At 61.3% G+C, this 22,377-nt stretch carries 18 protein-coding genes, 5 tRNA genes and 1 riboswitch; of the genes, 5 read left to right on the top strand and 18 right to left on the bottom strand.

Features of this window, described 5'->3' with window-relative positions; all coding sequences use genetic code 11:
* Positions 1-1,707, bottom strand: a complete 1,707-nt coding sequence (locus ACIQUS_RS16620) for a hypothetical protein (protein WP_403048457.1) — start codon at positions 1,705-1,707, stop codon at positions 1-3.
* Between the two features lie 246 nt (positions 1,708-1,953).
* Positions 1,954-2,874: a LysR substrate-binding domain-containing protein gene (locus ACIQUS_RS16615; protein WP_403048455.1), complete on the bottom strand. Its 921-nt coding sequence runs from the start codon at positions 2,872-2,874 to the stop codon at positions 1,954-1,956.
* Between the two features lie 152 nt (positions 2,875-3,026).
* Between ACIQUS_RS16615 and ACIQUS_RS16610 the strand changes: the two genes are divergently transcribed.
* Positions 3,027-3,947, top strand: coding sequence for an alpha/beta hydrolase (locus ACIQUS_RS16610; RefSeq protein WP_403048453.1), 921 nt, complete (start codon positions 3,027-3,029; stop codon positions 3,945-3,947).
* A gap of 313 nt (positions 3,948-4,260) precedes the next feature.
* Entirely contained in the window at positions 4,261-5,487 is a 1,227-nt protein-coding gene (locus tag ACIQUS_RS16605; protein ID WP_403048451.1) for an MFS transporter, read from the top strand.
* Between the two features lie 89 nt (positions 5,488-5,576).
* On the opposite strand, the gene ACIQUS_RS16600 is transcribed toward ACIQUS_RS16605, so the two are convergent.
* Together ACIQUS_RS16600 and phnN are read right to left on the bottom strand one after the other, a co-directional pair.
* A tRNA-Arg gene (locus tag ACIQUS_RS16600) sits at positions 5,577-5,653 on the bottom strand.
* Positions 5,654-5,872: 219 nt separating this feature from the next.
* The gene (gene phnN / locus ACIQUS_RS16595; RefSeq protein WP_403048449.1) at positions 5,873-6,451 is read right to left on the bottom strand and encodes a phosphonate metabolism protein/1,5-bisphosphokinase (PRPP-forming) PhnN; all 579 of its coding nucleotides are present in this window, start codon (positions 6,449-6,451) and stop codon (positions 5,873-5,875) included.
* Positions 6,452-6,830: 379 nt separating this feature from the next.
* Between phnN and ACIQUS_RS16590 the strand changes: the two genes are divergently transcribed.
* Positions 6,831-7,157: an Arc family DNA-binding protein gene (locus ACIQUS_RS16590; protein WP_003254499.1), complete on the top strand. Its 327-nt coding sequence runs from the start codon at positions 6,831-6,833 to the stop codon at positions 7,155-7,157.
* Positions 7,158-7,222: 65 nt separating this feature from the next.
* Here the strand turns inward: ACIQUS_RS16590 and mgtE are convergent, their stop codons facing one another.
* The 8 genes from mgtE to alaS form a co-directional block, all read right to left on the bottom strand.
* Positions 7,223-8,665 carry a magnesium transporter gene (mgtE, locus tag ACIQUS_RS16585; protein WP_403048447.1) on the bottom strand — a complete coding sequence of 481 codons (1,443 nt, stop codon included), beginning with the start codon at positions 8,663-8,665 and terminating at the stop codon, positions 7,223-7,225.
* Positions 8,666-8,997: 332 nt separating this feature from the next.
* Positions 8,998-9,074, bottom strand: a tRNA-Arg gene (locus tag ACIQUS_RS16580).
* Positions 9,075-9,150: 76 nt separating this feature from the next.
* Positions 9,151-9,227: transfer RNA gene (locus ACIQUS_RS16575), tRNA-Arg, on the bottom strand.
* A gap of 77 nt (positions 9,228-9,304) precedes the next feature.
* Positions 9,305-9,381, bottom strand: a tRNA-Arg gene (locus ACIQUS_RS16570).
* 108 nt (positions 9,382-9,489) lie between these two features.
* Positions 9,490-9,580, bottom strand: a tRNA-Ser gene (locus ACIQUS_RS16565).
* A gap of 72 nt (positions 9,581-9,652) precedes the next feature.
* On the bottom strand, positions 9,653-9,841 hold the full coding sequence (gene csrA, locus ACIQUS_RS16560) for a carbon storage regulator CsrA (protein WP_010226667.1): 189 nt from the start codon (positions 9,839-9,841) through the stop codon (positions 9,653-9,655).
* 186 nt (positions 9,842-10,027) lie between these two features.
* Positions 10,028-11,263, bottom strand: a complete 1,236-nt coding sequence (locus ACIQUS_RS16555; RefSeq protein ID WP_403048445.1) for an aspartate kinase — start codon at positions 11,261-11,263, stop codon at positions 10,028-10,030.
* 88 nt (positions 11,264-11,351) lie between these two features.
* Positions 11,352-13,970 (bottom strand): alanine--tRNA ligase, encoded by a 2,619-nt coding sequence (alaS, locus tag ACIQUS_RS16550; protein ID WP_403048443.1) that lies wholly within the window; start codon positions 13,968-13,970, stop codon positions 11,352-11,354.
* A gap of 356 nt (positions 13,971-14,326) precedes the next feature.
* Positions 14,327-14,478: riboswitch (FMN riboswitch) on the top strand.
* Between the two features lie 93 nt (positions 14,479-14,571).
* On the opposite strand from alaS, the gene ACIQUS_RS16545 reads away from it, so the two are divergent.
* Together ACIQUS_RS16545 and ACIQUS_RS16540 are read left to right on the top strand one after the other, a co-directional pair.
* Positions 14,572-15,078, top strand: a complete 507-nt coding sequence (locus ACIQUS_RS16545) for a 6,7-dimethyl-8-ribityllumazine synthase (RefSeq protein WP_403048441.1) — start codon at positions 14,572-14,574, stop codon at positions 15,076-15,078.
* A gap of 216 nt (positions 15,079-15,294) precedes the next feature.
* Positions 15,295-15,960: a hypothetical protein gene (locus ACIQUS_RS16540; RefSeq protein WP_403048439.1), complete on the top strand. Its 666-nt coding sequence runs from the start codon at positions 15,295-15,297 to the stop codon at positions 15,958-15,960.
* Positions 15,961-15,970: 10 nt separating this feature from the next.
* Here the strand turns inward: ACIQUS_RS16540 and astE are convergent, their stop codons facing one another.
* The 6 genes from astE to aruF all read right to left on the bottom strand — a co-directional run bounded on the left by astE (position 15,971) and on the right by aruF (position 22,251).
* Positions 15,971-16,978: a succinylglutamate desuccinylase gene (gene astE, locus ACIQUS_RS16535; RefSeq protein ID WP_403048437.1), complete on the bottom strand. Its 1,008-nt coding sequence runs from the start codon at positions 16,976-16,978 to the stop codon at positions 15,971-15,973.
* Positions 16,979-16,988: 10 nt separating this feature from the next.
* Positions 16,989-17,279, bottom strand: a complete 291-nt coding sequence (locus ACIQUS_RS16530; protein WP_010226660.1) for a topoisomerase II — start codon at positions 17,277-17,279, stop codon at positions 16,989-16,991.
* Positions 17,280-17,293: 14 nt separating this feature from the next.
* Positions 17,294-18,643, bottom strand: coding sequence for an N-succinylarginine dihydrolase (astB, locus tag ACIQUS_RS16525; protein ID WP_403048435.1), 1,350 nt, complete (start codon positions 18,641-18,643; stop codon positions 17,294-17,296).
* A 24-nt stretch (positions 18,644-18,667) separates the two neighbouring features.
* Entirely contained in the window at positions 18,668-20,131 is a 1,464-nt protein-coding gene (gene astD / locus ACIQUS_RS16520) for a succinylglutamate-semialdehyde dehydrogenase (protein ID WP_403048433.1), read from the bottom strand.
* On the bottom strand, positions 20,131-21,156 hold the full coding sequence (astA, locus tag ACIQUS_RS16515) for an arginine N-succinyltransferase (RefSeq protein ID WP_403048431.1): 1,026 nt from the start codon (positions 21,154-21,156) through the stop codon (positions 20,131-20,133). The genes astD and astA overlap by 1 nt, the downstream gene beginning before the upstream one ends.
* Positions 21,157-21,231: 75 nt before the next feature.
* Positions 21,232-22,251 carry an arginine/ornithine succinyltransferase subunit alpha gene (gene aruF / locus ACIQUS_RS16510; protein ID WP_403048429.1) on the bottom strand — a complete coding sequence of 340 codons (1,020 nt, stop codon included), beginning with the start codon at positions 22,249-22,251 and terminating at the stop codon, positions 21,232-21,234.
* Positions 22,252-22,377 lie beyond the last annotated feature (126 nt).

The following is a 22,377-nucleotide window of genomic DNA, read 5'->3' as shown; positions in this document are numbered from 1 at the left end:
TCAGGCATGCACCCAGAACGCACTTTCGGCAAACTGCTCGCCGTTCCACCAGTTGGGCTTGCCGTTGCCATAGCGAAAGTTGCTGGCGCCCGCCTGGCTCTGCAGGGGTGACGTCACTTCGCCCGCCGCATCGCGCCTGGCGCTGAACTCGGGTGTTTCGGGAACCACCGCGACAATATGCCCGGACTTGCCGTCTTCCTTGCGCCGCGCCACGATCAAGCCGATACCGCCCTGGTTGGCGGCTTGCTGAAGCTTGCTCAAGGTCCCGGTCTGGCGCCATCCGAAATCAGGCCCGAACTCACGCAACCAGCGGAACAGGTCATTGGCGCGCACCTCGAAGATCGTTTCGCCGATCAGGGGCTCGACCGTCTGCCCCTTGGCCAGCGCTATGGCAGCCTTGGACGTCCACCACACCCGTGGCAGGTAAGCACCGGCCAGGTGGCAATAGTCGTGACAATAGATGTTGCAGAACGTCAGGCCGTCGCGCGGTTGATAACGTTTGTGCGCCGGGTTATCCACCGCCAGCCATTTGATAATGGCCGCAAGCTCCACACGCAGCTCGTCCGGCGAGGCACCTTGTCGCGTCGGCTGGCCCGACTCGTTCAGCGAATGCGCACCGGCCGGATCCGTGCGCCGGGTTATCCGGCCGGGCTTTCTCGGCATCGACACGGCCACCACGCCACTGCCCGGCAGCGAATCGGCGGGCGCGACAACCGGAATGTCGGCGACATCGGACGCCGCCACCAGAAACTTCTGCGACACGAAACCATGCAACAGCGCACCGGCCAGGGAGGTTTCCACTTCGCGGAAACCGCCCTCGGCTTTTTTCGTGACCGCCCGCACCGGGTGCCCATCGGGCAAGTGACCGATGACATTCGCCTGTTCCGGATCGCTGATCTTCGGTTCGCTTCGCACCCGAAGCATGCCCTCACGAGTGTCCACCCTGAAGAAGTCACCAAGCGCCACCACCGGGCTTGGCGCCGGCATCATGGCAAGCCCCATGGCTGGTGCTGCAAGCTGCGGCGCATTGCCCGGCAAGGCCACCGTCTGGGCAAGCTGGATGAAGTCGAAGATCTTCTGGCCGTAGAACTGCTTGCCGTCGAAATGGCCCTGCTGCAGACCTTTCTTCGGGTTGAAGCCGCCTGTGTTGTAGGCGATGGCAACAGCACACAGCTCAAGGGTCGTCAGCTCCGAGCGCCCCTGAAACCCCAGCTTCTTCAGGCCACGCTTGAGCTCGCCCAGGCACATGTCCAAGGTGTCATCGAAGTGCTCATAGCGCCTTTGCAGGAAGTAATCCGGATCGGTCTTGAAGAACTGCAAATCGCGTTGGAACAGACCGAAGCCATGGCAGAACTTGTTCGGCTTCTTGGCTACCGCCGCGAACCCGGGAATGTGCACGGCCATGTCGACCAGAGCCTGGTGGGCCAGATCGAACATCTGTGCACCTCCAGGCACCGCCAGCAGGTCGGACTTGGTCTTTGGGAATGCCGAGCGGCCTTTGTCAGCGTCCAGCGTATCGCCCACGCACAGGGCCAGGACCTGCTTGGTTGTCATCCGCTTGGAGCGAAGGACCGACCAGACATGCCCGGTTTCCTGGCAGGCAATGGCAGTGATGAAATCAACGGTGAACGGCAAACCTACGAGCCGAGGTTCGATCGATGCCTGGAATTGCGTCTTGAACCACAACACATCAGCACTGTTTGGCATGGCAGCTCTCCCGAGAACAAGTGCACACGCACGGGGATACCACCCGGACTGCGACTCGGGAAAACTGGTTACTATTCAGGGCTTTCTATAGTGAATTAAAGACACCGCCAGGAAAGCGTCAAGGTTTTGCAGGCGACCGGATGTCTGCTAATTCAACGACAGCATGAGCCGTCTGGATGACGGATGGGGAAATGGTGTCCTGGGGCCGGTTCGAACTGCTCAACCTTACCCTTTCCTGTGGCCTGCCTACCCATTCAGGGTGAACATCACCTCACGTTTTTCCACCAGAAAATCGATCAGCGCCCGTACCTTGGCAGGCATCTGAGCACGCGTCGGCGCATAGATGTAGAAACCTGCGAAGGGCTTGCACCAAGGCTCCAATACTCTGACCAGTGCGCCTGATTCCAGTTGCGCTCGCACAGCGATATCGATGTGCTGCACCAGCCCGACGTTCTGCAAAGCGCAGCGAATCATGCTGTCATCGTCGTTGGTGGTGAGGCCCCCGCTGGGCTCCACGGTGAAGACATGCCCATCCTCTGGCGACGCGAACTCCCAGGGCAGAATCGCGCCGCCTGGCATGCGGAACCGCAGGCAGTGGTGTTGCCCGAGGTCAGCAGGTGTAACCGGCTGCCCATGGCGTTTGAAATAGGCCGGTGTCCCCACCACCGCCATCGACAAGGGCGGTGTGATGGGCACCGCCACCATATGCTCGGCCAAGCTCTCGCCCACGCGAATGCCCGCATCACAACCCTCGGCCACGATATTAGCCAGCGCATCATTCGTGACCAGCTCCAGATGAAGCCGAGGATAGCGCGTACAGAACTCCTCTATATGCGGCTCGATCAAGGTCTTGGCTGCAACGCGGGAGGTGTTTATGCGAACCACTCCGGCGGGATCATTACGCGTGTCATGCATGTCACGCACGGCTCGCTCCACGGAAACCAGCGCGGGATACCACACATCGTAGAGCCGCTGCCCTGCTTCAGTCAGCGACATATCTCGCGTGGTGCGGTACAGCAGCTTGACGTTCAGACGGCGCTCCAGCGCCTTTACGTTTTGAGAAAGATTGGCACGTGACACCCCCATCTCAGCTGCGGCTTTGGTAAAGCTGCCATGGTGGGCGACGTGGGCAAACCAGGCGAGGGACGGTAAGAGCGAAGGATCCATGCGCACCTAATTGTAAATTTTTAAATACAACTGTAGTCCTGATTGATGCCTATGACAAAACCAATCCTGGGCCTACAGTTCACTTGTCGGCTAGGCAACCTGTCATCCCACATGCTGCGGCCATCGATTCCAACCCTCTAACGGAGCGCGCCATGAAAAGCATCAACATCAAGCACACCTACTGGGACATCGCCGCAGACCTGTACTTCCCACCGGACTTCGACGAAAGGAAGAAGTACCCGGCCATCATCAGCGCTCACCCAATCGGCAGTTGCAAGGAACAAACCTCGGGCAACGTCTACGGCCAAGCCTTGGCCAAAGCAGGCTTTGTCGTTATCGCCTTCGACGCCAGCTTTCAGGGTGCCAGCGGCGGTGAGCCGCGCTTTACCGAAGATCCCACGCTTCGCGTCGAGGACTTTCGCGTAGTCTGCGATTTTCTGGTCACACAGCCCTATGTGGATGAAGAGCGCATCGGCGTGCTGGGCATTTGCGGCGGTGGCGGCTACGCCATCAACGCAGCAATGACCGAGCGCCGCATCAAGGCCGTGGGCACGATCACGGGCGCCAACTATGGCCGCCTGATGCGTGAGGGCTTCAGCGGCTTCGACCCTATCGGCGCGCTGGAGGCCATGGCCAAGCAGCGCACGGCAGAGGCTCGCGGCGAAGCCCTGCGTGTCGATGACCTGCTGCCCCCGTCGCCCGAAGCCGCCCACGAAGCGGGCATCAAGGAAGTTGACGTGCTTGGTGCCACCGAATACTACCGCTCTGATCGCGGTCGCGCGCCCAATGGTCTGAATCGTGCGCTGTACTCGCACCAGGCTGTGGCCATCGGCTGGGATGCCTTCCACCTGTGCGAAACCCTCCTGACTCAACCGCTGATGGTGGTGGTGGGTGACCAGGTGGGGGCGTTCGGTGCCTACCGCGATGGCTGCGAAATCATCGGTCGTGCCGCGTCCAAGAAAAAGGAGTTGGTGGTCATCGAGGGCTGGTCGCACTACGACCTGTACGACAAGCCCGAACCGGTGGGCCAGGCACTGGCCAAGTTGATTCCCTTCTACCAGGAAAGCCTCTGACAACGGCTGCGATATAAGGTGACACGTTGAGGTGAGCAGCAGGCACCTCAACCTGCACCGATGTTCCAACTTGAATGTACGCGTGCGTCAGTGACGCAGTTTCTGCGTATACAAGGCGTCATCCCAATGACCAACGGATTGATCCTGGGCGCCAGTGGTCAGATTGCTGCCTGGGCCGTCTTATCGATCTCGGTGATGATTACTATCGAAACGACCGCCTGCCTGGCTGCCAAAACCGACTTTTATAATCACTCCCGATTTCGCCCCCGCGTCCCCGCCTGTTTCAGGCGTCATCCCTCTTGGAACCAACACCATGCCAAGCGCCAGTCAGGCCCTTCACACCCCCCCGAAACATAGTGAACAAAGCGTCAAGCAGCAGTGGCTGGCGATTCTCTCCGTCGCCGTGGGTGCCTTCGCCCTGGTGACCAGCGAATTTCTCCCGGTGGGCGTACTCAATGATGTCGCCGGCGACCTCGGCATCAGTGCAGGTCACGCCGGCCTGATGGTCACCTTGCCCGGCATCATGGCCGCCCTCGCCGCCCCCTTGCTGTCGGTGGGTATTGGCGCCCTGGATCGTCGTTACCTGCTGATCGTCCTGACGCTGATCATGATCATCGCCAACCTGGTCGTGGCCTACGCCAGCGACTTCAGTCTGCTGCTGTTCGGCCGCATACTGCTGGGCATCAGTATCGGCGGCTTCTGGGCTACCGCCATTGCGCTGAGTGGCCGCCTGGCGCCCAAGGGTGTGGGCGTAGCCCAGGCCACATCGATCATCATGGTCGGTGTGACCTTGGCCACCGTGCTAGGCGTACCTGTAGGCACCTGGCTGAGCGGCCTGCTGGGCTGGCGCATGACCTTCCTGGTAACCGCGCTGCTGGGCGTACCCGTGCTGCTCGCGCAGATTCTCCTGCTACCGCGGCTCAACCCGGACAAGGCCATCAGCATCAGTGACCTGCCGGCACTGTTCATCAATCCACAGGCCCGGGTCGGCTTGATCGCCGTCTTGCTGATTGGCCTGGCGCACTTTGCTGCGTACACCTATGTCGCCCCTTTCTTCAAACAAAGTGCCGGTTTCGATGGTGCGACGATTGGCTCACTACTGCTGCTCTATGGCGTGTCCGGGGTCATCGGGAATATTTTCGCCGGCTTCGCCGCGAACCGAAGCGTGCGTCACACGCTGTTGCTTGTCGCCCTCATGATCGGCATCAGCACTGCGCTATTCCCCTCCTTCGCCACCGGCATGACCGGCGCTGCGATGCTGATCGCGCTTTGGGGCTTCGCGTTCGGCGCCTTCCCGGCCTGCGCCAGCATCTGGATGTTTGTTGTAGCGCCCAAGGATGTCGAACGCGGCATGCCGCTGTTCGTCGCCCTGTTCCAAGTGATCATTGCGTTGGGCTCGTTCTTCGGCGGGCGGATCGTCGACCAGCTGGGCAGCTCGGTGCTGTTGAGTCTGGCCACGGCCTTGGTGGGCTGTGGGTTTATGACGGTGCTTGTGCTGGGGCGCAACATCAGCAATAGCCTGGCGGCCCAGCCCGGCTAATCCATGACGAGCGTCTGCCTTGGGTCGATCTGTGTCGGTCATGACCAAAGCGATCGGTCAGGGAAAAGTCTTGAGAGGCTTGAAATAGATGGTGTCCCAGGGCAGGTTCGAACTGCCAACCTTCCCCTTAGGAGGGGGATGCTCTATCCAATTGAGCTACTGAGACACTGAGGGCCGGTAACGGGCGTTACACGGCGGGGACGGCGTGCATGTTAACCAGCATGTCGACATTTGTCATGTCATCCATGGGGGTTTTTGCCGGTGGTTTTTTCCGAGCGTGCGTCATGGATCGTGCGCACTGCAGTCGGGCACCGCCCCACCCTTGCAGCATACAGGGCGCGACCCTCGACACAATCAGGCAATCCATTGATTCAACACGCATGAATCAGCTGGCCTGGTGCGACTCAGTCGTACCAAGCGCCCCCTGTTCGCGCAACAACGTCAGCAATCGCTCGACGGCATCAATGAGTCGGGCCGAGTTGTCCAGCAGGTGAACGCCGGGGGCCTGCTGCGACAACTCCCGGCTACGGGCCAGCCGGCGCTCGATAGCCTCCAATGGCTCCCGCCCCCGGGACAGCAAGCGCTGGCGCAATACCTGCGGCTCGACCGTCAACAGGATGGCCAACAGGTCCGGATAGCGTTGCCGGGCCTGGGCCAGGTGGGCGCGAGAGCCATTGACCAGCACCGTGCGCCCCTGCCGCAACGCGTCATCGATCTCAACCGGGATGCCATAGGACAGGTCGTTGGCCTGCCAATGCAGGGCGAAGGCACCTTCTGCACACAGCTGCTCGAAACGTTCGGGCGAAACGCTCAAGGCATCTTCACCCTTGGCTTCAGCCGAACGCGTGATCACTCGCCTGACGACGAGCACATGGTGGCGCTCAAGCGTGGTCCGGGCAGCTGCCATCACCGAGTCTTTGCCGGAACCGGACGGGCCCATCAGGTAGACCAGGCGCCCAGGCATTGCTGCACGCTGCGTCGCGCTTGCGTCATGCTGCATAGCCACTATTCTCAAAGGTGGGAACCCTGCGCATTTTAGACGCTTTGCGCGGCTTTTTTGCGCCTATTGAGCGTAGCCGGTGAACAGGTTCCGACGGGACGCCAGGTGGAGGAAATGAAAACTTTTCAAACCAGTGCTCATTTCTGATAATTGGTACTGGCAATACGCCTTTATCCGGCTCACTATTTGTCACAGAATTGACGCCAAGGAACCGGCGATTATGAGGCATGATTCACACCTCATTCACAATTCGGGTTGAACATTTTGTCGCCCTGATGGTCGTAGTTCCATCGTGCGGCCAATTTCGAGAACCGCTTCCCCTGAACTAAAACCGGTCAATTATATGCGCCCAATGAAACAGGCTATTTACTCCAGCCGCACCGCAGACAAATTTGTCGTCCGCCTCCCCGACGGAATGCGTGAGCGCATTGCCGAGGTAGCGCGCAACCACCATCGCAGCATGAACTCGGAGATCATTGCCCGCCTGGAGCAGAGCCTGATCCAGGAAGGAGCCCTGGGTGATGAGCTGAGCATGCGCCTGGACAGCCCGGAGCTGTCGCTGCACGAGCGCGAATTGCTGCAACGCTTCCGCCAGCTTTCCCACCGCCAGCAAAACGCCCTGGTGGCCCTGATTGCCCACGACGTCGAGATGGCCGCTGACGCATCCTGAGTCCGAACCGCAATTGAAAAAGCCAGCGTAAGCTGGCTTTTTTGTTGCTGCGAATTTTCTGCCCCCTACAAGAGGAAGATGGTCGCAAGCCCAAGGAAGATGAAGAACCCGCCGCTGTCGGTGACCGCCGTGATCATCACGCTGGAACCCATGGCCGGATCTCGCCCCAGGCGCACCAGGGTCATGGGGATCAGCACCCCCATCAATGCAGCCAGCAGCAGGTTGAGGGTCATGGCGCCGGTCATTACCACCCCAAGCGACCAGCTGTCGTACAGCAGGTAGGCCACCAGGCCGATCACCCCACCCCAGATCAGGCCGTTGATCAGGCCCACTGCCAGTTCCTTGCGCATCAGGCGCGTGGTGTTGCCAGGGCTCACCTGGTCCAGGGCCATGGCGCGGACGATCATGGTGATGGTCTGGTTACCGGAGTTGCCACCAATGCCGGCCACGATCGGCATCAGCGCCGCCAGGGCCACCAGCTTCTCGATCGAGCCTTCGAACAGGCCGATCACCCGCGAGGCGACGAAGGCGGTGATCAGGTTGATCGCCAGCCACGCCCAGCGGTTGCGCAGCGAACGCCAGACCGAGGCGAAGATGTCTTCTTCCTCGCGCAGACCGGCCATGCTCAGCACTTCGCTCTCGCTCTCTTCACGAATCAGGTCGACCATCTCGTCGATGGTCAGACGGCCGACCAGGTGATTGCTCTTGTCCACCACCGGGGCGGAGATCAGGTCGTAACGCTCGAACGCCTGGGCGGCGTCATAGGCATCTTCGTCCGGGTGGAAGGTGACCGGGTCGGCGGCCATGACCTCGGCGACTTTCTTCTCCGGGTCATTGACCAGCAGGCGCTTGATCGGCAAGACGCCCTTGAGCATGCCGTCGTAGTCGACCACGAAGAGTTTGTCGGTGTGCCCTGGCAGCTCCTTGAGCCGGCGCAGGTAACGCAGGACCACTTCCAGGCTGACGTCTTCACGGATGGTGACCATCTCGAAGTCCATCAGCGCGCCGACCTGCTCCTCGTCATAGCTCAGGGCCGAACGTACACGCTCGCGCTGCTGGGCATCGAGGCTTTCCATCAGCTCGTGGACGACGTCACGCGGCAGCTCGGGCGCCAGGTCCGCAAGTTCGTCGGCGTCCATTTCCTTGGCGGCGGCGAGCAGCTCGTGATCGTCCATGTCGGCGATCAGGGTTTCTCGAACCGAGTCGGATACTTCCAGGAGGATGTCGCCGTCGCGCTCGGCCTTGACCAGTTGCCAGACGGTCAGTCGATCGTCCAGGGGCAAGGCTTCGAGAATGTAGGCGACGTCGGCGGAGTGCAGGTCGTCGAGCTTGCGCTGCAGCTCAACCAGGTTCTGGCGGTGAACGAGGTTTTCTACCAGGTCATGGTGATGACCTTCCTGACGGTGCGTCAGGTCTTCTACCACGCGTTGACGCTGCAGCAACTCGACCACCTGGGCCAGGCGATCCTGCAGGCTGTCTTGAGCCTTTTTTACTTCGATTTCGGTCATAGGCGAACTCCACTCCCAGCAGCGGAGCACGCCGGGAGAATCAATCAGTCAGATCTTGATTGGCAAAACTTGCTATTGAGTAACTACTGGGTAAGTCCATGGTGGTTTTCCACAAGCCCCGGCGGGGCTGACGGGCGCAATCATACACCGCTTGAGCTGTCAGGGTGCTGAAAAAATCGTGGTTAGAACAATCGTTTGCGCGACATAGTTGTGACAACGTGTGCAGCCATCAGTGCGACGGCGGCCGTAGGCAAAAGAACACATGGTCGTGAGAAAAACAGTAGACGCCAGAAAGCAAAAAGCCCGCCTTGGTAGGCGGGCTTTCTGTTGTATGGTGCACTCAGGAGGATTCGAACCTCCGACCGCTCGGTTCGTAGCCGAGTACTCTATCCAGCTGAGCTATGAGTGCAGGTTGGCGCTTGATAGACCAGGTCACCTCTGGTTACTGCTGAAACAATCTTCGATATGAACATTGCTTCGTCGTATGGTGCACTCAGGAGGATTCGAACCTCCGACCGCTCGGTTCGTAGCCGAGTACTCTATCCAGCTGAGCTATGAGTGCAGGGTTGGCGCTTGATGGACCAGATCACCTCTGGTTACTGCTGAAGCAATTTTCAATATGAACACTGCTTCGTCGTATGGTGCACTCAGGAGGATTCGAACCTCCGACCGCTCGGTTCGTAGCCGAGTACTCTATCCAGCTGAGCTATGAGTGCATTTGTTACCGCGCATTATAGGCCGCTAAATCTTTTTGCCAACCTTTTTTTCGTTTAATTTCAACGACTTAGGCGATTCAGGCAGATTACAGCGTCCTACATGAATAATGGCGGAGAAGGGGGGATTCGAACCCCCGATACCCTTGTGAGGTATACTCCCTTAGCAGGGGAGCGCCTTCGGCCACTCGGCCACCTCTCCGCAACACGGGGCGTATAATAACCAGACCCTTCCCCGTTTGCAAACTCTTTTTTGAAAAAAAATCGATAAAAATTAATGGGTTGGTTCTTCGTCCTTCTCTTTCTTGATCCGCAGGTAGATTTCCTCGCGGTGGACGGCGACTTCCTTGGGGGCATTCACCCCGATTCGCACCTGGTTTCCTTTGACGCCGAGCACGGTCACGGTGATCTCGCCGTCGCCTATGATCAGGCTCTCGGCGCACCGTCGAGTCAGAATCAACATACCTTTCTCCTAACGAAATTCAGTTCAGGGATTAACAGTCTGCAAAAAAAAGGGCTTCGACCCGCAACCCGCAAGGGCTGCCGACCTACGCCTAAGTATTGACCAGCGCGCACAAAACGGCAGATTTCTCACACCCGCCAGAAACACGAAGGGCGCGGCATGGCCGCGCCCTCTTGAGACAACGCCTTACTCGCCTTGGCGGGCCGGGGCGTCCAGCTCGAAGGCGGTGTGCAGGGCGCGCACTGCCAGTTCCAGGTACTTCTCTTCGATGACCACGGAGACCTTGATCTCGGACGTGGAGATCATCTGGATGTTGATGCTCTCCTTGGCCAGGGCTTCGAACATGCGGCTGGCCACGCCTGCGTGGGAACGCATGCCGACACCGACGATCGAGACCTTGGCGATATTGGTATCGCCCACCACTTCGCGAGCGTTGAGCTCCTCGGCGGTCTTGTCCAGGACCTTGTGGGCCTTGTCGTAGTCGTTGCGGTGCACGGTGAAGGTGAAGTCGGTGGTGTTATCGTGCGAAACGTTCTGCACGATCATGTCGACTTCGATGTTCGCGGCACTGATCGGGCCGAGGATCTTGAAGGCAACGCCCGGGGTATCCGGTACGCCACGAATGGTCAGCTTGGCTTCATCGCGGTTGAAGGCGATGCCGGAAATGATCGGCTGTTCCATGGATTCCTCTTCATCAATAGTAATGAGGGTACCCGGACCCTCCTGGAAGCTGTGCAGCACGCGCAGCGGAACGTTGTACTTGCCGGCGAACTCGACGGCACGGATCTGCAGGACCTTGGAACCGAGGCTGGCCATTTCCAGCATCTCTTCGAAGGTGATCTTGTCCAGGCGCTGCGCCTGGGACACCACGCGCGGGTCGGTGGTGTAGACACCATCGACGTCGGTGTAGATCTGGCACTCGTCAGCCTTGAGCGCCGCCGCCAGGGCCACGCCCGTGGTGTCGGAGCCACCGCGACCGAGGGTGGTGATGTTGCCGTGCTCGTCGACACCCTGGAAACCTGCGACCACGACCACGCGGCCAGCCTTCAGGTCGCCACGGATCCGCTGATCATCGATCTGCAGGATGCGCGCCTTGTTGTGCGCGCTGTCGGTGAGGATGCGCACCTGGTTACCGGTGTAGGACACCGCCGGAACGCCGCGCTTGATCAGCGCCATGGCCAGCAAGGCAATGGTCACCTGCTCGCCGGTGGAGACGATCACATCCAGTTCACGCGGAACCGGTTGATCGCTCACCTGCTTGGCCAGGTCGATCAGGCGATTGGTTTCGCCGCTCATTGCCGACAGTACAACCACCAGGTCATCGCCGGCATCGCGGAATTTCTTGACCTTGTCGGCAACCTGCTCGATTCGCTCGACCGTGCCGACCGAAGTGCCGCCAAATTTCTGTACGATCAACGCCATTTCAAAGCCGCCTCAGCCCATGAAGGGCACCCAATAAACATTCAAACGACACCGTGGCCCGCCACTAGACGACGGGCCGGTCGGCGCCTTAAACGCCCTGCTCCACGAATGGAACGGTCAGGGCCAGTGCGTTGTCCAGCGCGGCGGTGTCTACGCCACCACCTTGCGCCATGTCCGGACGACCGCCGCCTTTGCCGCCCACGGCAGCAGCAGCTTGCTTCATCAAATCACCGGCTTTGAGTTGGCCAGTCAGGTCCTTGGTCACGCCGGCAACCAGCACGACCTTTTCCTCATGGACACTGCCGAGCAGGATCACTGCGCGGCCGAGTTTGTTCTTCAGCTGATCGACCAGCGCCAGCAGCGCCTTGCCATCCTGGCCGTCCAGGCGTGCAGCCAGGACCTTGACGCCCTTGACCTCGACCGCCGCATTGGACAGATCGTCACCCGCAGCGCTGGCCGCCTTGGCCTGCAGTTGCTCCAGCTGTTTTTCCAGCTGGCGGTTGCGCTCCAGCACAGCCGACAGCTTGTCGATCAGGTTGTCGCGACTGCCCTTGACCAGCTGCGCGGCTTCCTTGAGCTGCTCTTCGGCAGCATTCAGGTAGGCCAGTGCCGCAGCCCCGGTGACCGCCTCGATACGGCGCACGCCGGAGGCTACGCCACCTTCGCTGATGATCTTGAGCAGGCCGATATCACCGGTACGCTTGGCGTGGATACCACCGCACAGTTCGACGGAGAAATCGCCGCCCATGCTCAGTACCCGGACGCTGTCGCCGTACTTCTCGCCGAACAGCGCCATGGCGCCCTTCTGCTTGGCGGTGTCGATATCGGTCTCTTCGGTTTGCACCTCGGAGTTCTTGCGCACTTCGCGGTTGACGATGTCTTCCAGGGCCTTGAGCTGCTCCGGCTTGACCGCCTCGAAGTGGCTGAAGTCGAAACGCAGGCGCTGGCTGTCGACCAGCGAGCCTTTCTGTTGTACGTGATCGCCCAGCACCTGGCGTAGGGCTGCGTGCAGCAGGTGGGTGGCGGAGTGGTTCAGCGAGGTGGCGTGCTGGACATCGGCATCGACCCGGGTCTGCACCTTGGCACCGACCACCAGGTTGCCGCTGGCAACCACGCCGTGGTGCAGGTAGGCACCACCGGTCTTGGTGGTGTCGCGCACGTCGAAGCGCACGTTGCCGGCCTGCAGGTAGCCGGTGTCGCCAACCTGGCCACCGGCCTCGGCATAGAACGGCGTGCGGTCGAGGATGACCACGCCCTGCTCGCCTTCGCTCAGTTGCTCGACGACTTTGCCGTCCTTATAGATAGCAACGATGCTGGCTTCACCGTCGGTGCTGGTGTAACCGGTGAACTCGGTGGCCACATCGACCTTGACCAGGGTGTTGTAGTCCAGGCCGAAGGCGCTGGCGGAACGGGCGCGCTCACGCTGCGCTTCCATTTCGCGCTCGAAGCCTGCCTCGTCGATGGTCAGCTCGCGCTCGCGGGCGATGTCGGCGGTCAGGTCCATCGGGAAGCCGTAGGTGTCGTAGAGTTTGAACACCACGTCGCCCGGTACCACGGTGCCCTTGAGTTCGGCCAGGTCCTGCTCGAGGATCTTCAGGCCCTGCTCCAGGGTCTTGGCGAACTGCTCTTCTTCAGCCTTGAGCACGCGCTCGATGTTGGCCTGCTGTTGCTTGAGCTCCGGGAAGGCCTCGCCCATCTCGGCCACCAGGGCCGCGACGATCTTGTAGAAGAAGCTGCCGGTGGCACCCAGCTTGTTGCCGTGACGGCAGGCACGACGAATGATGCGGCGCAGCACATAGCCACGGCCTTCGTTCGAAGGCAGCACGCCGTCGGCGATCAGGAAGCCGCAGGAGCGGATGTGGTCGGACACGACCTTGAGCGAGGATTGCTCCTCGTTCTTGCAGCCGATGGCCTCGGCGGCAGCGTTGAGCAGGTTGCGGAACAGGTCGATCTCGTAGTTCGAGTGCACGTGCTGCATGACCGCACTGATGCGCTCCAGGCCCATGCCGGTGTCCACCGACGGCGCTGGCAGCGGGTGCAGTACGCCATCGGCAGTACGGTTGAACTGCATGAAGACGTTGTTCCAGATCTCGATGTAACGGTCACCGTCTTCTTCCGGCGAGCCGGGTGGGCCGCCCCAGATGTCCGGGCCGTGGTCGTAGAAGATCTCGGTGCAAGGGCCGCACGGGCCGGTATCGCCCATGGTCCAGAAGTTGTCGGACGCGTAAGGCGCGCCTTTGTTGTCGCCAATGCGCACCATGCGCTCGACCGGGACGCCGATTTCCTTGGTCCAGATGTCGTAGGCCTCATCATCGCTGGCGTAGACGGTGACCCAGAGCTTTTCCTTGGGCAGCTTCAGCACGCCGGTGAGGAAGGTCCAGGCGTAGGTGATGGCATCGCGCTTGAAGTAGTCACCGAAGCTGAAGTTACCCAGCATTTCGAAGAAGGTGTGGTGACGGGCGGTGTAGCCGACATTTTCCAGGTCGCTGTTCTTGCCACCGGCGCGTACGCACTTCTGGCTGCTGGTGGCGCGGGTGTAGGCGCGCTTTTCCTGGCCAAGGAAGCAATCCTTGAACTGGTTCATCCCCGCGTTGGTGAACAGCAGGGTCGGGTCGTTGCCCGGAATCAAGGAGCTGGAGGCAACTCGGGTATGTCCCTGCTCTTCGAAGAAGCGAAGGAAGGCTTCACGGATTTCTGCGCTTTTCATAGGTTCTTCCACGGAAACGGCGGCCTGAGGCAAATGCTTGCGTCAAATTGACGAAACGACGGCAAAGGGCCGCATTATATCGGGCCTTAGGCTTGGGTGCAGTGTGTTTATGCTATGGAAACCGTCAATTGGACGGCTTGCAACGACAATGGCAGACGAAAGCAGGAAAAAATCGTCGCCATACACGTCCCGGATACCAGGCCCTGGCTGATTTAGCTGACAGGATATTAGTGGTAGAGCCCTGGCCATTGGCAAGATTTCCCGGATGAAACGTCGTTAATCCCGGAAAAATCGTTAGCAGCCTATACGTTCGCTTGAAATCTGTGCTAATAATTCCCCGCCACCGACGACGGTGGCAACGTTCTCAGGGCGGGGTGCAATTCCCCACCGGCGGTAATTGCGCACACTGCGCATAGCCCGCGAGCGCTTGCAGGCAGCCCTGCAAGGTCAGCAGACCCGGTGTGATTCCGGGGCCGACGGTCATAGTCCGGATAAAGAGAGAACGGGATAGGCACGTCCGTGCCTGTCGTTGCGCACCTGCGCGGCGAAGTCCCCTTCGATCCAGATGCCCTGTTTCTCATACAAACAGGAGTCCGTTTCAATGCAACCTACCGCAATCGATAGCAAAAACCCTACCCACGAGCGCATCGCCTTCATCCAGGCCTGCTGGCACAAGGATATTGTCGACCAGGCACGCAAGGCTTTCGTCGAAGAGATGGGTAAACAAGGCTATCAGGCGAGCGACATCGATTTCTTTGAAGTCGGCGGTGCCTTCGAGATTCCCTTGCACGCCAAGCTGCTGGCCAATAGTGGTCGTTATGCCGGCATCGTCGCCGCCGGCCTGGTGGTCGATGGCGGCCTGTACCGCCATGAGTTCGTCGCCCAGTCGGTGATCAGTGGCCTGATGCAGGTGCAACTGGAAACCGAAGTGCCAGTGTTCTCCGTGGTCCTGACCCCGCACCACTTCCACGCCGGTGACGAACACCAGAACTTCTACTTCGAGCATTTCCTGGTCAAGGGCGAAGAGGCGGCGAAGACCTGCGCCGATACCCTGCGCAAGGTACGTGCCCTGCGCCAGATGACGGCCGTGCAAAAACGCGCCGTGTAACGCCGGGCACCACAGGCCAGCCCTGCCACAGGGCTGGCCTAACTATGTACCGCATGCCACACCGTTTACAGCAATAGGCTGGGGCTCCCTTCAAAAGAGAGTGTCACCATGCCTGATATGACCTTACCCCCTGTTTACATCGATGGCAGTCAAAAACCTCACCATGCCGTGCCGCATGAGCTGACGGAGGGCACCGCGGGCTATCGTGTCGTTCGCTTGAGCTATACATTGCTGAAAAATGCCGACCTGTTCATCGAACGCTGGATTCATGAGGCCCAGAACGACTGGGAAGATGCCGGAAGCAGCGACGAACTGGTGCTGTGGTGCCGTGCCGGCCGTGTCGAGCTTGACCGCCAGGGCGACCAGCTGAAGGTGCAGGTCGGCAACCAGGCCTACCTGATCACACCCGCCCACAGCCAGCAGCGCCTCACCGTGCAATGCACTTCGCCCTCGGCGGATTACCGCATCGCTGCAACCTTTGACTGGCCATTACGCATCGACGTGGGCGCGAGCAGCCGCAAGAGTACCCTCGACACCAGGATCCAGGGCCTGCGCATCCATGGCACCCCACAGTTTCAGAGGCGCGTGATGGACCAGCTGCAATCACTGGGTCATCAACCCGCCTTGAAGCAATTACTCGAAGACGTTCGCCTGGTATTACAGCGGGACAAAGCCAAACTGACCCTGATGCAACAGTACGTCGGCACGACCCCGTTCTTCGACTCCTGGGGATTTGGCAAGGACCGGCAAGAGGCCCTGAGGTCCGGGATGATCCTGCTCTACAACCCGTACGACAACCCGAGTGACAGCGTTGCCGAGCTGTTCACGGCATTGCAGCACGTCTATGGCTTATTGACCGGCACGGTGATACCCGCCGGTTGAGATCGGCGTTTCAGACCAGGTGATCCGCCGAAGTCGGCACAATCAGAATCCCTGCCCGCAAGCCATTCTTGACTTTCGGGTTAGGGAAGATGATGCGGGCACCCTCCTCCTCGACGACCCAGCGCGACTCGGCCAGGTCTTCGGCCAGCAGGAAGCCCTTGGACAACTCGGAGAAGTTTTCGATATCGGCCGGCAGGTGCAGGCGGAAGCTGTCGCTGTGCTTGATGATCTCGCGGGCGACGCTGAACAGTTGCAGCCCGTCCAGGCCAGAGGGTTCTTCCGGCTCGTTGCCTTCGATGATCTGTTTCAGGCGGGTTTCCAGGCGATCCAGGTTGACCTGTGCGTTCTGCCCGAAAGGCCGCGCCTTGCCCAGCTCCAGGGTGAAGGCCTCGGCATCGAGCTGCTCGTAGGTGAAGGCGGTGAAGGTGATCGACACCTTGCTTTGCAGCAACACCGCTTCCATGCCGGCGGCTTGCAGGCGTACCAGTTCACGACGCGAGTGCTGGCGACCTTCCTTGAACGGGTAGAGTGCAAACTGCTCGATCTTCGAACCACGAATAGCGGTGTGCAGGTCATAGTGCAGACGGTTGCGCCCCGGCTTGCTGAAGAAGGTCCGGGCGAACTGCTCCAGCTGGCCGGCTCGCAGGGCTTCGCTGCCGCTGGAGAGCTCATGCCTGCCGTTGAACAGCCGGTTGACGTCCTGCTCGATGTAACGCTCGCCCTTGCGAATCGCCTCGGGGTTGCCGAACAGGAACAGAATACGGGCGCGCGGCTTGATTTCACCGCGGGCAATGCCATGCAAGAGCTCGTCGAGCAATTCGATCGGCGCGGTTTCATTGCCATGGATACCCGCCGAAAGCAGCAGGTCCATGCCATTGTCACGCGCCTCTGGAGGGCTTACTTCCAGTGCGCCCTCGCCGTGCCAGCGCATGCGCACGCCTTCGACAGTCAGCTGGGTCTTCTCTGCCGGTTCACGACCGGCCAGGGTCAGGTCAAGCAGTTTGCCGAGGGCGAGCATGGGCTATTCCTTAGTGATGGTGGCCGCAATCGGGACCATGAACGTGATCATCATCGTCGCCGGCATCGGCCGGTTCCATTTCCAGCTGCAGGCTGACCAGGTTGGTGGCCAGCGGGCGCAGCAGCAGGTTGGCGTACTCGGTGTCGTCTTCTTCGACATCGACGCCGATCAGCAGCTGACCACGGCCATCCTGCTGGATCCACACCTCCTTGCCTTGCCAGACCACCGCAAAGCGGGTGCAGGAAGTTTCCAGCTGGGTGCCATCGTCATCTTCAAGGATCAGCTGCAGGGCGTCGGACATAGTCGAGTTCTCTTTCAAGGTTGGAGTTGGAACGGATAGACCGAGCCCAGTTTGAGGATCTGGGTCAGTTCATCCAGTGCCGTACGACATTCCACCAGCAATTGCGGATCGGCCAGGTCGGTTTCGCTCAGGCGATCGCGGTAATGCTTGTCGACCCATTGGGTCAGGGTGTCGTACAGCGGCGCCGTCATGATAACCCCTGGATTGACCGCTGCCAGTTCCGTTTCGTTGAGTGCCACGCGCAAACGCAGGCACGCCGGCCCGCCGCCGTTCTGCATGCTCTGCTTGAGGTCGAAGACCTTGACTTCGGTGACCGGGCCGCCCGAGGCGGTCAGGGACGACAGGTAGGTCCAGACCCGCTCGTTGTTGCGGCATTCTTCCGGCACGATCAGCAGCATCGAACCATCGGCGCGGGACAGCAACTGGCTGTTGAACAGGTAGGAACGCACTGCGTCCTCCACGGCAACAGCCGAGCGCGGTACGCAGATCGCCTTGAAATTGCCACCCCGTTTAGCCAGTTTAGCCTGCAGTTGGCCAAGCATCGCTTCGGTCTCGAGGAAGGCGTCTTCGTGGTAGAACAGCACTTCGCCGTTACCCACCGCGATCACGTCGTTGTGGAACACCCCCTGGTCGATCACTGCCGGGTTCTGCTGGGCGTAGACCACGCCCTCCTCGCTCAGGCCATGCAGGCGGGCGACGGCCTGGGAGGCTTCGAGGGTCTGGCGCGCCGGGTATTTCTGCGGCGCCGGGTAGCGGTTGTCGAAGGCGCTGCGGCCATAGACGAAGAACTCCACGCCCGCCTCGCCATAGCTGCGGCAGAAGCGGGTGTGGTTGGCCGCACCTTCGTCACCGAACTGGGCCACCGCCGGCAGTGCGGCGTGATGGGCAAAGTGCTTGCTGTCGGCGAACATCGCACCGAGCACGCGGCTGGTGGTCGGGTGCTCGATGCTGCGGTGGTATTTGCAGTTGAGGTTGGCGGCGGTGAAATGCACGCGGCCGTCCGCGGTGTCGGCGCTCGGGCTGACCGTGGCGGCGTTGGCTACCCACATGCTCGACGCCGAGCAGCTGGCGACCAGCAGCGGCATGGCATCCTTGGCGGCCTGCTGGATCACTTGCGCGTCCGTGCCAGAAAAGCCCAGGCGACGCAGCGCAGCCACGTCCGGACGTTCCTGCGGGGCCAACACGCCCTGCTGGAAGCCCATTTCCATCAGCGCCTTCATCTTCGCCAGGCCCTGACGCGCGGCTTCGCGCGGGTTGGAGGCCTGCTGGCTGTTGCTTTGCGAGGCAACGTTGCCGTAGGACAGACCGCCGTAGTTGTGCGTCGGTCCCACCAGTCCATCAAAGTTCACTTCAAACGATTTCATCGGCAAGGCTCCGTGGACCTTTTGTTATAGGGAGACGCCCGGCGTCAGGGTGGCAGGCAGGGTCAGGCTGGCGGTCTCCAGCGAGGCCACCGGGTAGGCGCAGTAGTCGGCCGCGTAGTAGGCACTGGCGCGGTGGTTGCCGCTGGCGCCAACGCCACCGAACGGTGCGCTGCTGGCGGCGCCGGTCAGTTGCTTGTTCCAGTTGACGATGCCGGCGCGGCTGTTGAGCCAGAAGTACTGGTAGCGTGCGCGGGAATCGGACAGCAGGCCGGCCGCCAGGCCGTACTGGGTGTTGTTGGCTTCGGCGATGGCTGCATCGAAATCGTTGTAGCGGATCACCTGCAGCAGCGGGCCGAAGAACTCTTCATCCACACGCTCGGCAACTGCGCTGACATCGACGATGCCCGGGGTCAGCAAGGCGGCGGTGGCATTCGGCTGGGTCATTGCCAACAGCGACACGCCACCGTTGGCGAGCAGGTGCGCCTGGGCATCGAGCAGCGCCTTGGCCGCGCCCAGGGAAATCACCGAGCCCATGAACGGTGCCGGCTGCTGGTCGAAGGCGCCGACCGAAATGTTGCTGCACACCTCGACCAGGCGCTTGAGCAGTGCATCGCCCCAGGCACCTTGCGGCACCAGCAGGCGACGGGCACAGGTGCAGCGCTGGCCGGCGGAAATGAAGGCAGACTGGATGATGGTGTAGACCGCAGCGTCCAGGTCCTTGACCTCGTCGACCACCAGCGGGTTGTTACCGCCCATCTCCAGGGCCAGGATCTTGTCCGGGCGACCGGCGAACTGCTGGTGCAACAGGTTACCGGTACGGCTGGAACCGGTGAAGAACAGACCATCGATGCCCGGATTGGCCGCCAGGGCCACGCCGGTTTCACGGGCGCCCTGGACCAGGTTCAGCACGCCTGCCGGCAGGCCGGCCTCGATCCAACATTTCACAGTGAGCTCAGCGACCTTCGGAGTCAGCTCGCTGGGTTTGAACACCACGGTGTTACCCGCCAGCAAGGCCGGAACGATGTGACCGTTTGGCAGGTGCCCGGGGAAGTTGTAAGGACCGAACACGGCCACGACACCGTGGGGCTTGTGCCGCAGCACCGCCGTGGCGTCGGCCAGCGGGCCGCTCTTTTCACCGGTACGCTCGCGGTAGCTCTGCACCGAGATGGCCACCTTGTTGACCATGCTGGTCACTTCGGTAGCGGCTTCCCACAGCGGCTTGCCGGTCTCTTCACCGATGCAGTGGGCCAGCGCGTCGGCATTGGCCTTGAGCGCGGCGGCGAAGGCTTCGAGCACACTGATGCGCGCCTCCAGCGACTGCACGGCCCAGCCGGCGAACGCCTGGCGCGCGGCCTTGACGGCGCTGTCGACCTGTTCGGCGCTAGCGCCCTGGCCTTGCCAGACAACCTTCTGGCTGACCGGGTCCAGCGATTGCAGTGCCTCGCCCTGCCCTGCCTGCCACACGCCTGCGATAAAGTGAGTCGTCATTACTTGGCCTCCCGGGCAGCGGACAGTGTTACGGCACGCACCTGGTCACCGGCGCTCAGGCGCAGGCGTTTGGCGGTCAGCGGATCGACCACCAGGGTGCCAGCCGCAAGGCGTGCAGGTGCGGCGGTGATGCGGCAGTCCTCGCGCTTGCGGTTGTGGATGATGAACGGTGTGGCGTCGTCGCCCGGCGTGCCGATGGCCAGCACCAGCGCCTGGCTATCCTGCACCGCGCGGATCTTGGCGGTTTCGCACTCCACGGCGGGGCCGGCGTCGAAAATGTCGACATAGCCCTGGTAGCTGAAGCCTTCGCTCTTGAGCATGGCCAGTGCCGGCTCGGTGTCGGTGTGCACCTTGCCGATCACACCGCGCGCGGCTTCGGACAGAAAGCACGTGTAGAGCGGGAACTTGGGCATCAACTCGGCGATGAAGGCCTTGTTGCCCACACCGGTGAGGTAGTCGGCCTGGCTGAATTCCATCTTGAAGAAGTGCCGACCCAGGCTTTCCCAGAATGGCGAACGGCCCTGCTCGTCGGACATGCCGCGCATTTCGGCAATGATCTTGTTGCCGAACAGCTCCGGGAACTCGGCGATGAACAGCATCCGTGCCTTGGCCAGCAGGCGACCGTTGAGGCCGTTACGGTGGTCGGCGCGCAGGAACAGCGAGCACAGCTCGGAGTTGCCGGTCAGGTCGTTAGCCAGGAACAACGTCGGGATTTCCCGGTAGATGTTCAGTTCCTGGGAGGCACTGACGGTCAGGCCCACCCGGTAGTTGTACCAGGGCTCGCGCAGGCCGACGGCACCGGCGATGGCGGAAATGCCGACCACCACGCCTTCGTCGTTCTCCAGCACGAACAGGTAATCGGCATCGCCCCGTTCGGCGGTGCCGTGGAAGGTTTTCTCGGCCCAGCCGACGCGGTGCGCCAGGCGCTCTTCATTGGCCGGCAAGGTGGTCAGGCCGGTGCCGGTACTGCGCGCCAGCTCGATCAGCGCGGGTAAATCGCTGCTGCGTACGGGACGAACGATCATGCTATCTCCTCGGGCGGCGGCCTGGGGCCTGCCGCAAAACTCGACCTGGGGTGCGCGGTTATCGAACCGCAGGGATCAAACCGCGACCAGGCGCACGCTGGCGCCTTCACCGACGCCCAGGGCTTCGGCGGCTTCAAGACTCAGGGTGACCGGCTTGCCAGGCACCCAGTCCAGTTCCAGCAGTACGGCGCGGTAGTCCTGCAACTGGCCGTTGCACACCAGGTACGGACGTCCGCCCTTGACCACGGTGCTGTCCAGCTTGACCGGCACCACGCGGCTCTGGGCAATCGAACGGATGCTCGAAACCCGCGCATGCAGGGTCGGGCCGCCGTCGAAAATGTCGATGTAGTGATCGGTCTCGAAGCCTTCGCGCATCAGGATGTCGAAGGTGATCTGCGCCCGCGGATGGACCTGGCCCATGGCCTCCTGCGCAGCGTCCGGCAGCAGTGGCACATAGATCGGGTAATGGGGCATCAGCTCGGCCAGGAAGGTCCGGCTCTTGAGGCCGCACAGGCGCTCGGCCTCGGCGTAGTTGAGGTCGAAGAAGTTGCGCCCGATGGCATCCCAGAACGGCGAATCGCCGCTCTCGTCGCTGTAGCCGACGATCTCGGTCACCACCGAGTCGGCGAAGCGCTCGGGGTGGGCGGCCATGAACAGCAGGCGACCACGGGAATTGAGCTCCGACCAGCCGGTACCGACCAGTTCCGGCAGCACGTAGAAGCTGGTCAGCAGGCTGTTGCCGGTCAGGTCGTGGCACTGCGAAAGCACATGGATCTTGTTGTGGATCTTCAGCTCGCGCGAGGCATGTACGAAGGTTTCGTTGCGGAAGCTGTAGAACGGCTCGGAATAGCCGGCCGAGGCGACAATCGCCGAGCAGCCGACCAGCTTGCCGGTGTCGCTGTCTTCGAGCACGAAGAAATAGCTCTCTTCGCCGTTGAAGCTGACCTCGGCCGCGAAGGAGGTTTCCGAGGCGGTGATCTTGTCGCTCAGACGACCGGCATCATCCGGCAAGGACGTGACACCAATGGGGCTGTCCGCTGCCAGACGCTGTACTTCGTCCAGATCAGCCATTTGCGCGGGGCGCATCACCAGCATGGTGTCACTCCTTTTGGGGAAACAGGCCGATCACTTCGGCGCAGGAAAAAAACAGCAGATGCCCGCAGGCACCTGCGATGGAATTCGGATTCGCCAGCCCCGCAGGGCCGGCGAAAGGACCTTGGC

The sequence above is a fragment of the Pseudomonas sp. NPDC090755 genome, assembly GCF_044769005.1.
In the GTDB taxonomy this organism is placed as follows: domain Bacteria; phylum Pseudomonadota; class Gammaproteobacteria; order Pseudomonadales; family Pseudomonadaceae; genus Aquipseudomonas.
This window is presented reverse-complemented; position numbering and strand designations above follow the sequence as displayed.

Excerpts from the sequence above, each read along its gene's own strand:
- ACIQUS_RS16620 (WP_403048457.1), bottom strand. The coding sequence starts at position 1,707 with ATGCCAAACAGTGCTGATGTGTTGTGGTTCAAGACGCAATTCCAGGCA.
- ACIQUS_RS16615 (WP_403048455.1), bottom strand. The coding sequence starts at position 2,874 with ATGGATCCTTCGCTCTTACCGTCCCTCGCCTGGTTTGCCCACGTCGCC.
- ACIQUS_RS16610 (WP_403048453.1), top strand. The coding sequence starts at position 3,027 with ATGAAAAGCATCAACATCAAGCACACCTACTGGGACATCGCCGCAGAC.
- ACIQUS_RS16605 (WP_403048451.1), top strand. The coding sequence starts at position 4,261 with ATGCCAAGCGCCAGTCAGGCCCTTCACACCCCCCCGAAACATAGTGAA.
- phnN (WP_403048449.1), bottom strand. The coding sequence starts at position 6,451 with ATGCCTGGGCGCCTGGTCTACCTGATGGGCCCGTCCGGTTCCGGCAAA.
- ACIQUS_RS16590 (WP_003254499.1), top strand. The coding sequence starts at position 6,831 with ATGCGCCCAATGAAACAGGCTATTTACTCCAGCCGCACCGCAGACAAA.
- mgtE (WP_403048447.1), bottom strand. The coding sequence starts at position 8,665 with ATGACCGAAATCGAAGTAAAAAAGGCTCAAGACAGCCTGCAGGATCGC.
- csrA (WP_010226667.1), bottom strand. The coding sequence starts at position 9,841 with ATGTTGATTCTGACTCGACGGTGCGCCGAGAGCCTGATCATAGGCGAC.
- ACIQUS_RS16555 (WP_403048445.1), bottom strand. The coding sequence starts at position 11,263 with ATGGCGTTGATCGTACAGAAATTTGGCGGCACTTCGGTCGGCACGGTC.
- alaS (WP_403048443.1), bottom strand. The coding sequence starts at position 13,970 with ATGAAAAGCGCAGAAATCCGTGAAGCCTTCCTTCGCTTCTTCGAAGAG.
- ACIQUS_RS16545 (WP_403048441.1), top strand. The coding sequence starts at position 14,572 with ATGCAACCTACCGCAATCGATAGCAAAAACCCTACCCACGAGCGCATC.
- astE (WP_403048437.1), bottom strand. The coding sequence starts at position 16,978 with ATGCTCGCCCTCGGCAAACTGCTTGACCTGACCCTGGCCGGTCGTGAA.
- ACIQUS_RS16530 (WP_010226660.1), bottom strand. The coding sequence starts at position 17,279 with ATGTCCGACGCCCTGCAGCTGATCCTTGAAGATGACGATGGCACCCAG.
- astB (WP_403048435.1), bottom strand. The coding sequence starts at position 18,643 with ATGAAATCGTTTGAAGTGAACTTTGATGGACTGGTGGGACCGACGCAC.
- astD (WP_403048433.1), bottom strand. The coding sequence starts at position 20,131 with ATGACGACTCACTTTATCGCAGGCGTGTGGCAGGCAGGGCAGGGCGAG.
- astA (WP_403048431.1), bottom strand. The coding sequence starts at position 21,156 with ATGATCGTTCGTCCCGTACGCAGCAGCGATTTACCCGCGCTGATCGAG.
- aruF (WP_403048429.1), bottom strand. The coding sequence starts at position 22,251 with ATGCTGGTGATGCGCCCCGCGCAAATGGCTGATCTGGACGAAGTACAG.